Source organism: Dactylosporangium vinaceum, assembly GCF_019904175.1.
Lineage (GTDB): Bacteria > Actinomycetota > Actinomycetes > Mycobacteriales > Micromonosporaceae > Dactylosporangium > Dactylosporangium vinaceum.
The window spans coordinates 4,179,491-4,191,854 of sequence record NZ_CP061913.1; the positions used below are offsets into that span (position 1 = coordinate 4,179,491).

General features: G+C 73.4%; 1 protein-coding gene (only partly in view). It reads left to right on the forward strand.

This entire window lies inside a single protein-coding gene on the forward strand: locus Dvina_RS18590, encoding a non-ribosomal peptide synthase/polyketide synthase. The 27,309-nt coding sequence extends 10,850 nt beyond the window's left edge and 4,095 nt beyond its right edge, so the window shows coding positions 10,851-23,214 — codons 3,617 (partial) to 7,738 (complete); the first complete codon in view begins at position 2. Both the start codon and the stop codon lie outside the window.

Sequence of the window (12,364 nt, forward strand, 5' to 3'; positions counted from 1 at the left end):
CGAGTCCGTCGCCGCGATGCCGCCGGCGGGGCCGGCCGGGCCGCCGCCGAGCGCCGCCGACCTCGCCTACGTCATCTACACCTCCGGCTCGACCGGCCGGGCCAAGGGCGTCGCCGCGGTGCACGGCGGCCTGGTCAACCTCGTCGCGCAGTTCGGCGCGGCGTTCCGCGGCCGGGTGCTGCAGTTCGCGTCGGTCAGCTTCGACGCGTCGGTGCGCGACCTCGCCGTGACGCTCTCCGTCGGCGGCACGCTCGTCGTCGCCGGCGCCCAGCACCGGGCCGAGCCGGAGCTGCTGACCCGGTGGGTCGCCAGCCAGCGCGTCGACACCGCGAGCATGGTGCCGTCCCTGCTGGCCGCCCTGCCCGTCGCCGGCCTCCCGTCGGTGACCACCCTCTTCTCCGGCGCCGAGGCGCTCAGCGCACCCGTCGCGCGGGCCTGGGCGGCCGGTCGGCGGCTGACGCACGCCTACGGCCCCACCGAGGCGGCCGTGATCGCCGCCGCTGGGCCGGTCGAGCCCGGCGACGCCCACGCCGACCGGCGCGGGCCCGTCCCCTTCGGGCGGCCGATCGCCAACACCCAGGTGTTCGTCCTGGACCGCTGGCTCAACCCGGTGCCCACCGGGGTGGCCGGCGAGCTCTACATCGGCGGGACCGGCGTCGCCCGCGGCTACGTGCGCCGAGCCGCGCTGACCGGCGAACGCTTCGTGGCCTGCCCATTCCAGCCGGGGCGGCGGATGTACCGCACCGGCGACCTCGCCCGCTGGACCGACGACGGCCGCCTGGTCTTCGCGGGCCGCGCGGACGATCAGGTGAAGATCCGCGGTTTCCGGATCGAGCCCGGCGAGGTCCAGGCCGTCGTCGCGGGCTGCCCCGGCGTGGCCCGGGCGGCCGTCGTGGCGCGCGACGACAGCCTCGTCGCCTACGTCGTCCTCGACGCCGACATCGAGCCCCAGGCCGTCCGGGAACACGCCGCACGGGTCCTGCCCAACTACATGGTGCCGGCCGCGGTCGTCGTGCTCGAGTCGCTGCCCACGACCCGCAACGGCAAGCTCGACCGGAACGCCCTGCCCGCGCCGGAGGATCCGGGAGCCGACCGGTCCGCGGGCCGCGGGCCGCGCACGACCCGCGAGGAGGTGCTGTGCGCCGGGTTCGCCGAGGTGCTCGGCCGGGGCGCGGTGAGCATCGACGACGACTTCTTCGCTCTCGGCGGCCACTCGCTGCTCGCCGTGCGGCTCGTCGAATGGCTGCGGGTCCGCGGCGTGTCGGTGTCGGTCCGGGCGCTGTTCGCCACCCCGTCGGTGGCCGGGCTGGCCGCGGTGGCCGGGCCCGTCGCGGTGGCGGTGCCGGAGAACCGGATCCCGGCCGGCGCCGCGCACCTCACGGCCGGCATGCTGCCGCTCGTCGAGCTCACCGACGCCGAGGTGGCCCGCGTGGTCGACAGCGTGCCCGGCGGTGCGGCCAACGTCGCGGACGTGTACCCGCTGGCCCCGCTGCAGGAAGGCATCCTCTTCCACCACCTGATGGGCGGTGACGGGCGCCGGGACGTGTACGTCCTGCCGAGCGTGCTGCGCTTCGACGAGCGGGAGCGGCTCGACGCGTTCGTCGCCGCGGTACAGCTGGTGATCGACAGGCACGACGTCTACCGGACCGCTGTCGTGTGGGACGGGCTGCGCGAGCCGGTCCAGGTTGTCTGGCGGCGCGCGGCGCTGCCGGTCCGCGAGGTCGAGCTCGCCGCCGGCCCGGACCCGGTGGGCCGGCTGGTCGCGGCCGGCGGGTCGGCGATGGACGTGGGCCGGGCGCCGCTGCTGGACGTGACGATTGCGGCGGCGCCGGACGGCTCGGGCGCGTGGCTGGCCCTGCTGCGGGCGCACCACCTGGTCCAGGACCACGTCGGGGTCGAGGTGATGCTCGGCGAGATCCGTCAGATCATGGCCGGCGACGCGGATGCGCTGGCGGAGCCGCTGCCGTTCCGTAACTTCGTGGCCCAGGCCCGTGGCGGCGTGGCCCGTCAGGAGCACGAGCGGTTCTTTGCCGGCCTGCTCGGCGACGTGACGACGCCGACGGCTCCGTTCGGGCTGCTGGACGCGCGCGGCGACGGCACCGGCGTGCGCCGCGGCCGCCGGCGGATCGACCGCGAGGTGGCGGACCGTCTGCGGGACGTGGCCCGGCGGCTCGGGGTCAGCCCGGCGACGGTGCTGCACGTGGCCTGGGCGCGGGTGCTGTCCGTGGTCGCCGGCCGCGACGACGTCGTCTTCGGCACGGTGCTCTTCGGGCGCCTCAACGCGGGCGCCGGCGCCGACCGCATCCCGGGGCCGTTCATCAACACCCTGCCGGTCCGGGTGCGGCTGGCGGGTGTCGGCGTCCGTGACGCGGTCGCCGCCATGCGCGGGCAGCTCGCGGAGCTGCTCGAGCACGAGCATGCCCCGCTGGTGCTGGCCCAGCAGGCGAGCGGGCTGCCGGCCGACGTGCCGCTGTTCACGTCGCTGTTCAACTACCGGCACAACACGGCCGGGCGGGCGCCGGCCGGGGACGGCCTGGCCGGCATCGCCACCCTGTTCCGCGCCGGCGCCACCAACTATCCGCTCGGAGTGTCCGTGGACGACGACGGCCGGGACCTCTCGGTCGGCATCGGCGCCGTCGACACTGTCGATCCGCAGCTCGTGTGCGAGCTGATGGGCACCGCCGTCGCCAACCTCGTCGACGCGCTCGAGCGGGACTGCTTCGGCCTCGCCGACGTGCCGGTGCTCGGCGACACGGAACGCTCGCGCATCCTGTCCGCCTGGAATGACACGGCGGTCCCGGTGGCGCCGTCGACGGTGCCGGAGTTGTTCGCTGTGCGGGTTGCGGAGGCTCCTGATGCGTTGGCGGTGGGTGGGTTGTCGTATCGGGAGTTGGACGAGCGTTCGAACCGGGTGGCGAACTATCTGCGTGGGCGGGGTGTGGGTCCGGAGTCGGTCGTGGGTGTGCGGATGCCGCGGGGTGTGCCGCTGGTGGTGGTGTTGCTGGGTGTGTGGAAGGCCGGTGGTGCGTATCTGCCGATCGACGCAGGCCACCCGGACGAGCGGGTGGCGTACATCCTGGCGGAGTCCGGGGTCGAGGTTGTGCTGGATGGTGAGCCCGCCGGTTCGCCCGACCCGGTGGACTCTGGTTTGTTGCCGGGGCATGCGGCGTATGTGATTTATACGTCGGGTTCGACGGGTGTGCCGAAGGGTGTGGTGGTGTCGCAGGCGTCGTTGGCCGGTCTGGTGCGGGATCGGGCGTGGAGTCTGTCGGCGGGGTCGCGGGTGTTGTTTCAGGCGCCGCATGTGTTTGATGCGTCGATGTTTGAGTTGTGGGTGCCGTTGTGTGCTGGTGGTTCGGTGGTGTTCGAGCAGTCGCAGGCCACGCATGTGCACGTGACGGCCGGGTTGTTGCGGACGCTCGATCCCGGTTCGTTCGCCGGTGCGCAGGAAGTGCTGACCGGCGGAGACGTGGTGTCCGGTGGTGCGGTGGCGCGAGTCCGGGCGGCGAGTGGGGTTCGGGTGCGGCAGTTGTACGGGCCGACCGAGGTCACGCTCTGCGCGGTGCAGGGGATCGTCGAGGCCGAGGGTGAGTTGGTGCCGTTGGGCCGGCCGATGGACAACACGCACGTGTTCGTGCTGGATGGCGGGTTGGAGCCGGTCCCGGCGGGTGTGATCGGCGAGGTGTATGTGGCCGGTTCCGGGTTGGCTCGTGGGTATGCGGGTCGGGCGGGGTTGACGGGTGAGCGGTTCGTGGCGTGTCCGTTCCTGGTGGGGGAGCGGATGTATCGGACCGGGGACTTGGGCCGGTGGAACGGTGACGGACAGTTGGTGTTCGCCGGCCGTGCCGACGATCAGGTGAAGGTGCGTGGGTTCCGGGTGGAGCCGGCCGAGGTGCAGGCCGTGCTCGTCGAGTGTGACGGTGTCGAGCAGGCGGTGGTCGTTGTTCGCGACGACAGTCTGGTCGCCTATGTGGTGGGTCCCGTCGTGCCGGCGGTCGTGCGTGAGCATGCGGGGCGGGTGTTGCCGGACTACATGGTGCCCGACGCGGTCGTCGTGCTCGAGTCGCTGCCCGTAACCCCCAATGGGAAGGTCGACATCCGGGCGCTACCCGCACCCGACTACACGCCGACCGGCGGACGGGCCGCCGCGAGCCTCGCCGAGGAGCTACTGTGCGGCGTGTTCGCCGACGTCCTCGGGCGGCCCACCATCGGCGTCGACGACGACTTCTTCGCCGTCGGCGGCAACTCGCTGACCGCGGTGCGGCTGATCTCCCGCGTCCGCGCCGTCTTCGGCGTCGAGGTCGAGCTCCCGACCCTCTTCGAGGAGCCGACAGTCGCCGGGCTCGCCGCCCAGCTGTCCCACGCCGGGCAGGCGCGCCTCGAGCTGAGCCCGCGGCCCCGGCCCGAGCGGATCCCGCTGTCGTTCGCGCAGCAGGGGCTGTGGTTCCTCGACCAGCTCGAGGACGCCGGCACCGGGCACAACCTGCCCGCCGTCGTGCGCCTCGCGGGCGCGGAACCCCGCGCGCTCGCCGCCGCCCTGCGCGACGTCGTCGAGCGCCACGAGGCGCTGCGCACCGTGTTCGGGATCGCCGACGGCCGGCCCTACCAGCGGATCGTGCCGGCCGACGAGCTGGACTGGGCGCTGCGGCAGGTCCGCGCCGGCTCCGACGACGAGGTGGAGGAGCTGATCGCGCAGGCGCTCGCCGCCACCTTCGACCTGAGCACCGACGTGCCGATCCGCGCCTGGCTGTTCGACGCCGGCACCGGCGAGCAGACCCTCGTCGTCGTGATCCACCACATCGCCGGCGACGGCTGGTCGATGGCGCCGCTGGCCCGCGACATCTCGACCGCCTACGCCGCCCGCCTGCGCGGTGACGCACCGGCGTGGGAGCCGCTGCCGGTGCAGTACGCCGACTACGCGCTCTGGCAGTCCGAACTGCTCGGCGACGGCCTCGCCGCGCAGCAGGTGCAGTACTGGCGCGAAGCCCTCGCCGGGTCGCCCGAGGAGCTCACCCTGCCGGCGGACCGCACAAGGCCCGCCGCACCCACCCACCGGGGCGTCGCCGTCCCGATCGAGGCGCCCGCCGAGCTGCACGAGCGGCTCACGACGCTGGCGCGCGAGCTCGGCGTCACGGCGTTCATGGTGCTCCAGGCCTCCCTTGCGGTACTGCTGTCCAAGCTCGGCGCCGGCACCGACATCCCCATCGGCGTCGCCGTCGCCGGCCGCACCGACCAGGCCCTCGACGACCTCATCGGATGCTTCGTCAACACGCTCGTCGTGCGCACCGACCTGTCCGGCGACCCCACGTTCGCCGACGTGCTCCGCCGGGTCCGGCGCACGAGCGTCGCCGCGTTCGAGCGCCAGGACGTGCCCTTCGAGCGACTCGTCGAGGAGCTGGCCCCGCCGCGCTCGCTCGGCCGCCACCCGCTGTTCCAGGTCAAGCTCGCCGTGCAGAACACCGCCCGCTCCTCACTGCGCCTGGCCCGGGCGTCAGTGACCGGCGCCCGCCCGGCCGCCCGCCCGACGGGCGCCACCGCCAACTTCGACCTCGACATCAACATCGGCGAGATCCTGGACGAGCACGGCCGCCCCGGAGGGCTGCGCGGCGTGCTGGTGGGCGCGCTCGACCTGTTCGACCAGACCACTGTCGAGGGCATCGCCCGCCGCTGGATGCAGCTGCTGGAGTCGCTGCTCGCCGACGCGAACGTCAAAGTCAGGCGGATCGGGGCGCTGGACCCGGCCGAGCGCGCGCACATCCTGCGACACTGGGCCGACGGCGGCGCGCCGGCGACCGGCCTGGCGCTCGACGCGTTCCGGCGGGCGGCCGCGGCCGACCCGGGCGCGCCCGCGGTCTTCGGCGACAGCGAGCCGATCACCTACGCGCAGCTGGATGCCCGCGCCGACCGGCTGGCCGGATATCTGGCCGAGGCGGGCGTCGCCGCCGAGTCGCTCGTCGCGCTGTGCCTGCCGCCCGGTCCGGACCTGCTCGTCGCGATGCTCGGCGTGTGGGCGGCCGGAGCGGCGTTCCTGCCGGTGGATGTGCGCCATCCCGCGGAGCGGATCGGGTTCATGCTGTCGAACAGCCGGGCCGCGGTGGTCATCGGCACCTCGGAGGTGCTCGACGAGCTGCCGATCGGCCGGACGATACGCGTCGTCACGCTCGACGACCCCACCGTCGCGGCGCGGATCGCGGACCGGCCCGCGGTGCGGCCCGCCGTCGCCGTGCACCCCGGCAACCTCGCGTACGTGCTGTACACGTCGGGTTCGACGGGTGTGCCGAAGGGTGTGGGTGTGTCGCAGGCCGGTCTGGCGAGTCTGGTGGCGGGTCAAGCAGAGCGGTTCGGGGTCGGTCCGGGTTGCCGGGTGTTGCAGTTCGCGTCGGTGGGGTTTGACGCGGCGGTGGCGGAGGTGGTGGTGGCGTTGTGCTCGGGTGCGGCGGTGGTCGCGGCGGGCCGGGTTGAGGTGAGTGAGCTGGCGTCGGTCGCCGGCCGGTTCGGGGTGACGCACGTGACCGTGCCGCCGGCGGTGTTGGGTGTGGTGGACGGCCTGGGCCCGGTCGGCACGGTGGTGTGTGCGGGCGAGGCGCTGCCGGCTGCGGTGGTGGATGTGTGGGCTGATCGGGTGCGGTTGGTCAATGCCTATGGTCCGACGGAGTCGACGGTGTGTGCGGCGATGTCGCCGGTGTTGCGGGTCGGGGATGTGCCGGTGATCGGGGTGCCGATAGTCGGGAGCCGGGTGTGGGTGCTGGACGGGTCGTTGCAGCCGGTGCCGGCGGGGGTGGTCGGTGAGTTGTACATCGCGGGGGAGGGTCTGGCGCGGGGGTATGTGGGGCGGGCTGGGCTGACGGCGGAGCGGTTCGTGGCGTGTCCGTTCGAGCCGGCCCGGCGGATGTATCGCACCGGTGACTTGGGGCGGTGGACGGTTGATGGGCGGCTGGTGTTTGCGGGTCGGTCGGATGATCAGGTGAAGATCCGCGGGTTCCGGATCGAGCCGGGTGAGGTGCAGGCGGTGGTCGGTCGCTGCCCGGGTGTGGTGCAGGCGGTGGTGATGGCGCGGGACGGCGGCTTGGTCGCGTACGTGGTGGGCGAGGCGTCGCCGGCGTCGGTGCGGGCGCATGCGGCCGGGTTGTTGCCGGAGTACATGGTGCCGGCGGTGGTGGTGTTGGATGCGTTGCCGTTGACGGTGAACGGGAAGGTGGATCGGGTGGCGCTGCCGGCGTCGGAGGTCGCGTCCGGTGTCGGTGTGGGGCGGGAGATCGCGGACCCGGTGCAGGAGCTGTTGTGTGGGCTGTTCGCTGATGTGCTGGGTCGGGTGGTGGTCGGGCCGGATGACAACTTCTTCGCCCTTGGTGGGCACTCCCTGCTCGCCGTGCGGCTGATCTCGCGCATCCGCACCGTGTTCGGCGCCGAGCTGGCGCTGCCGGCCCTGTTCAAGGCGCCGACGGTCGCGCAGCTCGCCGCCGAGCTGTCCGACGCCGGGCCGGCGCGGGTCGCGCTGCGGCAGTTGCCGCGCCCGGAACGCGTCCCGCTGTCGTACGCGCAGCGGCGCCTGTGGCTGCTCGACCGGATGGGTCAGACCGGGACGGCGTACAACCTGCACACGACCCTCCGGCTGGCCGGTGTGGACGCCGGGGCGCTGAATCTGGCGCTGCGCGATGTCATCGGCCGGCACGAGGTGCTGCGCACCGTCGTCGAGGTGATCGACGGGGAGCCGTACCAGCGGATCATCCCGGTCGAGGAGCTGGACTGGGCGCTGCGCCGTGGCCCGGCCGACCCGGCAATCACGTTCGACCTGAGCGCCGAGGTGCCGATCCGGGCGTGGCTGTCCGACGACGGGACGCTGTCCCTGGTGATCCATCACATTGCGGGCGACGGCTGGTCGATGGGGCCGCTGGCCCGGGATCTGTCGGTCGCGTATGCGGCGCGGCTGGAGGGGCGTGCGCCGGCGTGGGCGTCGTTGCCGGTGCAGTACGCCGATTACGCGTTGTGGCAGCGGGAGCTGCTGGGTGGCGGTCTGCTCGAACAGCAGGTGGGGTATTGGCGGGAGGCGCTGGCCGGTGCCCCGGAGGAGTTGGTGTTGCCGGCGGACCGGCCCCGGCCGGCCGTCGCGAGCCATGAGGGTGTGGCGGTGCCGCTGGTGGTGCCCGCTGAGGTACATCGGAAGCTCCTGGATGTCGCCCGCGAGCAGGGGGTGACGGTGTTCATGCTGGTGCAGGCCTCGCTCGCGGTGACGCTGTCGCGGCTCGGGGCGGGCGTCGACGTGCCGATCGGCACGGCGGTGGCGGGCCGGATGGACCAGGCGCTCGACGACCTGGTCGGGTTCTTCGTCAACACCCTCGTCATCCGCACCGACCTGTCCGGCGACCCTACCTTCGCCGACGTGCTGGAGCGGGTGCGGGCACAGACGCTGGCGGCGCTTGCGAACCAGGACGTGCCGTTCGAGCGGTTGGTGGAGGAGCTGGCCCCCACGCGGTCATTGGCGCGGCACCCGCTGTTCCAGGTGATGCTCACCGTGCAGAACGCGGCCCGGACCGCGCTGCGGCTGCCCGGCGTCGACGTCACCGCGGCCGGTGCGGCCCCGTCGGTGCGGGACGCGTTCGCGAAGTTCGACCTCGACGTGAGCGTCAGCGAGCTGGCCGACGCCGGCGGCTTGCGCGGCCTGGTCGTCGCCGCCCGCGACCTGTTCGACACGGACACCGCGCAACGGCTCGTCGCGTCCTGGGTGCGGGTGCTGGAGGCCGTGGCAGCCGACCCGGGCCTGCCGGTACGCCGGGTGGACGTGCTCAGCGCCGACGAGCGCTCCAGGATGCTGTCCGAGTGGCACGACCCGGCCGTACCGGTGCCGGCGGCGACGATGCCGGAGCTGTTCGCCGAGCAGGTCACGGCGAACCCCGACGCGGTGGCGGTGGTGTGCGGGGACGAGCGGGTGTCGTACCGGCAGCTCGACGACCGCTCCGACCGGCTGGCGCACTACCTGCAAGGGCTGGGCATCGGGCCGGAGTCGGTCGTCGGTGTCCGGCTGCCGCGCGGCGTGCCGCTCGTCGTCGCGCTGCTCGGCGTGCTCAAGGCCGGCGCGGCGTACCTGCCGATCGACCCCGCCTACCCCGCCGAACGCGTCGCCTACATGCTCGCGGACGCCGGAGCGCGGGCCGTGCTGGACGAGGAACTCGCCGAGCTGCCGGAGGCGACGCCGGCCGAGGTGGGGCTTCGGCCGGAGCATCCGGCATACGTCATCTACACCTCCGGCTCGACGGGCGCCCCCAAGGGCGTGCAGGTGAGCCACCACAACGTCATCGCCATGTTCGCCGCGGCCCGGCCGCGCTTCGGCTTCGGCCCGGGCGACGTGTGGACCTGGTTCCACTCCGTCGCCTTCGACTTCTCCGTCTGGGAGCTCTGGGGCGCGCTGCTGCACGGCGGCAGCGTCGCCGTCGTGCCCTTCGACGTGTCGAGGTCACCGGCCGACTTCGCGCGGCTCATCGAGGAGCAGCGCGTGACGATGCTGAGCCAGACCCCGTCGGCGTTCTATCAGCTGTGGGACGCCGAGCGCGACAACGACGCCTTCGGCCGGCGGCTGCGCGCCGTGGTCTTCGGCGGCGAGGCGCTCGACGAGTCGCGGCTCGCCGGCTGGTGGGACCGCGGCGGCGCGCTTCCGGCGCTGGTGAACATGTACGGCATCACCGAGACGACGGTCCACGTCACCGCGCTGCCCCTGACGTCGGGCGCCGCCGGCACCGGCCGCGGCTCGCCGATCGGCCGCGGCCTGCCCGGCCTGACGGTCCACGTGCTGGACCCGGCCCTCCTGCCGGCCGCGCCCGGCGTGATCGGCGAGCTGTACGTCGCCGGGCCGCAGCTGGCGCGGGGCTACGCCGGGCGGCCCGGCCTCACCGGCGAGCGATTCGTGGCCTGCCCGTTCGTGCCCGGGGCGCGGATGTACCGCACCGGCGACCTGGCTCGCCGGACCCCGGACGGCCGGCTGGTGTTCGCGGGCCGGGCGGACGACCAGGTGAAGATCCGCGGGTTCCGGATCGAGCCCGGCGAGGTCCAGGCCGTCGTCGCTGGCTGCCCGGGCGTGGCGCAGGCGGTCGTGGTGGCGCGCGACGATGCCCTTATCGCCTATGTGGTCCTGGACGGGGATGTGGAGCCGCCGGCGGTCCGTGAGCACGCCGCCCGGCTGCTGCCCGCGCACATGGTGCCGGCGGCGGTGGTGGTGCTGGATGCGATGCCGTTGACGGTGAACGGCAAGGTGGACCGGCGGGCGCTGCCGGCGCCGGACTTCGCGGCCGTCGCCGGCGCCGGGCGCGCCGCGGCGACGCCGGTGGAGGAGCTCCTGAGCGACGTGTTCGCCGACGTACTCGGGCTGCTCGCGGTCGGCGTGGACGACGACTTCTTCGCCCTCGGCGGGCACTCCCTGCTCGCGGTGCGGCTGGTCTCGCGGGTGCGGGTGGTGTTCGGCGTCGAGGTGCCGCTGCGGGCCCTGTTCGAGGCGCCGACGGTCGCGGGCCTGGCCGCGCGGCTGTCCGGGGCGCAGCGGGCGCGCACGCCGCTGCGGCCGCGGCCCCGCCCGGAGCTCGTGCCGCTGTCGTTCGCGCAGCGGCGGCTGTGGTTCCTCGACCAGCTCGAGGGCGCCGGCGGCGTCTACCATCTGCCGACATCGCTGCGACTGCCCAATGTGGACGCCGAAGTCCTCAACCTGGCGTTGCGGGACGTGATCGGCCGGCACGAGGTGCTGCGCACGGTGTTCGAGGTGGTGGACGGGGAGCCGTACCAGCGGGTCGTCCCGGTCGAGGAGCTGGACTGGGCGCTGCGCCGTGGCCCGGCCGACCCGGCAATCACGTTCGACCTGAGCGCCGAGGTGCCGATCCGGGCGTGGCTGTCCGACGACGGGACGCTGTCCCTGGTGATCCATCACATTGCGGGCGACGGCTGGTCGATGGGGCCGCTGGCCCGGGATCTGTCGGTCGCGTATGCGGCGCGGCTGGAGGGGCGTGCGCCGGCGTGGGTGTCGTTGCCGGTGCAGTACGCCGATTACGCGTTGTGGCAGCGGGAGCTGCTGGGTGGCGGTCTGCTCGAACAGCAGGTGGGGTATTGGCGGGAGGCGCTGGCCGGTGCCCCGGAGGAGTTGGTGTTGCCGGCGGACCGGCCCCGGCCGGCCGTCGCGAGCCATGAGGGTGTGGCGGTGCCGCTGGTGGTGCCCGCTGAGGTACATCGGAAGCTCCTGGATGTCGCCCGCGAGCAGGGGGTGACGGTGTTCATGCTGGTGCAGGCCTCGCTCGCGGTGACGCTGTCGCGGCTCGGCGCCGGAACCGACATCCCCATCGGGGTCGCGGTGGCCGGGCGCACCGATCAGGCCCTCGACGACCTGGTCGGGTTCTTCGTCAACACCCTGGTGCTGCGCACCGACCTGTCGGGCGATCCGACGTTCGCCGAGGTCCTGCACCGCGTCCGCCAGACCGGCCTGGACGCGTTCGGACACCAGGACGTGCCCTTCGAGCGGCTGGTGGAGGAGCTCGCGCCGGCCCGGTCCCTGGCCCGCCACCCCCTGTTCCAGGTGATGTTGACGGTCCAGAACGCGGCCCGCACGGCGCTGCGCCTGCCCGGCGTCGACGTCGCGCCGGCGCGGCCGGCCGGGCCGGTCTTCGCGAAGTTCGACCTGGATGTGAGCGTGAGCGAGGTCGCCGATGGGGGCGGTCTGCGCGGCGTCGTGGTCGCGGCACGGGACCTGTTCGACGTGGAAACCGTTGAGCGTGTGGTGGGGTGTTGGCTGCGGGTGCTGTCGACTGTCGCGGCCGATCCATTGGTGCGGTTGCGCCGGGTGCAGTTGGTGGATCGCGCCCAGGTTCTGTCGGCGTGGACCCCCACAGACGCGGCAACCGTGCCGGAGCTGATCGCCGCGCGGGTTGCGGAGGCTCCCGACGCCATGGCGGTCGGTGGCCTGTCGTATCGGGAGCTGGACGAGCGTTCGAACCGGGTGGCGAACCATCTTCGGGGGCGCGGTGTGGGCCCGGAGTCGATCGTCGGCGTCCGCATGCCGCGGGGTGTGCCGCTCGTAGTGGTGTTGCTCGGCGTCTGGAAGGCCGGCGGTGCCTATCTCCCGATCGACCTCGACCATCCGGCGGAGCGGGTCGCCTACATCCTGGCGGAGTCCCGGGTCGACATTGTGCTGGATGGTGAGCCCGCCGGTTCGCCCGACCCGGTGGACTCTGGTTTGTTGCCGGGGCATGCGGCGTATGTGATTTATACGTCGGGTTCGACGGGTGTGCCGAAGGGTGTGGTGGTGTCGCAGGCGTCGTTGGCCGATTTGGTGCGGGATCGGGCGTGGAGTCTGTCGGCGGGGTCGCGGGTGTTGTTTCAGGCGCCGCATGTG